A 1,752-nucleotide genomic window follows, 5' to 3' on the forward strand; every position below is an offset into this window, starting at 1 on the left:
GCACGTACTCTCGCCGCACCGGACGCCGCAGGGCCGTCCTGCGGACGACGACGGGGAGTTTGACGACACCCCCTAGGTCCGGGACGCCGTCCCGCACCCCCCGCCCTCGATGACGCCCTTGAGCGGAGTCTCCAGGTCGTACGGGTCGCGGGCCTCGCCCGTGGGCGCGGTGCCGGTAGGGGCGGCCGTCGGGAAGGACGGGTGGAGGTAGCCGCCGTCGTTCTCGCACGAGACGTTGAAGAAGGCCGCGTCGTACCGCTCGACCTGGAGCCGGCCCGGTGTGGCCGCCCAGCGGGACGGGTCGGACAGGAGCATGGTCAGCTCGCGGCGGACGATCGTGCGGGTGATCCCCTCGGCGCCGTCGCCGGCCCTCGCCATCGGGTAGACGAAGGTGTAGTCGGCCCGCACCCGCACCTGGCCCGGCTTGCCCGCCTCGTACGTCATCTCGCCGCGCACCTTGACCACGCCGCCCACGGGACGCGCCTCGTCCGGGTCGAAGCGGGTGAAGAGGGTGACCGGGTCGTGCTCGCGGTCCGGGGAGCGCAGCGACCGGCGGGCGTCCGGGAGCATGTCCGGCTGCTTCGGGTCGAGCAGGGCCAGGGCCTCGTCGGGCTGCCCGCCCCGCCGGACCTCCGGGTCGAGGTTGGAGGCGACCAGGAACTCCTTGGTGCGGCGCAGGGCCAGCTCCACCTGCTCCGCGCTCAGCCCGCCCACCGCCTTCGCGGCCGGGACCTCGATGGCGTCCGCACCCTCCGCCCAGGACCGGGCCGGCGAGCCGCGGAAGGGGGCGTCCGGCGTCGGTCCCCCCTCCGCTCCTCCGCTCGGCGTCACGGGGGCAGAGGACGCGGCGGACGGCTCGTCGCCGCCGCCCGGCAGCCGGTCCAGCAGCAGGGACGGCCGTATCGCCACGACCGCCAGTCCCGCGGTCAGCGCCACCCCGATCACCGCTCCCAGACGGTGCTTGCGGCGGCCTCGGCGCTCCCTCCCGTACAGCGGCGGCCCCGTACGCCATCCCGACGGCGGTGCCGGCTCCTCGCGCAGCCGCCGGGCCACCATCCGGGCCCGCGCCGACGGTTCCTTCGACGCCCCGGCGGCACCCCCTTGCGCGGCCTCGCGCAGGAATGCCTCCAGCTCCTCGTCGGATATCGAGGGCTGGCCACCGGGCTGCTCGGGGGAGGGACGATCGTTCACGGAATCACTCTCAGGGGCAGGAGGGCAAGGACGGAAGGCAGGCACACACCGGCCTGCGCGATCATTCTTCATCCGTCCGACGACAACCGCACAGGCGGTTCCGGAAAACACACCGTCTTGTCGCTGCGCCCTCTTGGCCCCTGATCCGGCGGACTCGGCGGCGAGGTCCTGGCACCGGCGGCGAGCGGCGAACAGGACGTAGGTGGCGGGCACTTGCACAACTGCCGTCGTCCTGCCGTCCTGCCATGGCGTCAGGTGCGGGCGAGACGGCAGGCGCCGCGCCCGACTTGAAGCAGGGCGGTGATGGAATTCCCGTCACCGACAGGGCCGGTGACGATGAGGAACGGCCGTACGGTGACCGTCTGGTGGCGGCCGAGGCCCCTCGATGTGCGCACGTCCCCGGCGAGAGTGCCGATGGGGCGCCCGGCGAGCACGCCCGGTGGACATCCGCCGCTTCCGCTTCCCATGACCGTCTCAGCGCCCCGCGCCTCCTGACCGGCCCGGTCACACCTCACGCATGACGAACGACCCCGGAGCCGATGGACGCACCCGCCCCCCCCC

At 73.9% G+C, this 1,752-nt stretch carries 2 protein-coding genes; both read right to left on the bottom strand.

Annotation, left to right across the window (positions count from 1 at the left end; translation table 11 throughout):
• Positions 1–72: 72 nt before the first annotated feature.
• Positions 73–1,191: a hypothetical protein gene (locus tag CCN42_RS17200; protein WP_086736742.1), complete on the bottom strand. Its 1,119-nt coding sequence runs from the start codon at positions 1,189–1,191 to the stop codon at positions 73–75.
• A gap of 251 nt (positions 1,192–1,442) precedes the next feature.
• The gene (locus CCN42_RS17205) at positions 1,443–1,586 is read right to left on the bottom strand and encodes a hypothetical protein (RefSeq protein ID WP_386583902.1); all 144 of its coding nucleotides are present in this window, start codon (positions 1,584–1,586) and stop codon (positions 1,443–1,445) included.
• Between the last annotated feature and the right edge of the window lie 166 nt (positions 1,587–1,752).

Origin of the sequence: Streptomyces glaucescens, from assembly GCF_002154375.1 — a bacterium.
GTDB classification, from domain to species: Bacteria; Actinomycetota; Actinomycetes; order Streptomycetales; family Streptomycetaceae; genus Streptomyces; species Streptomyces glaucescens.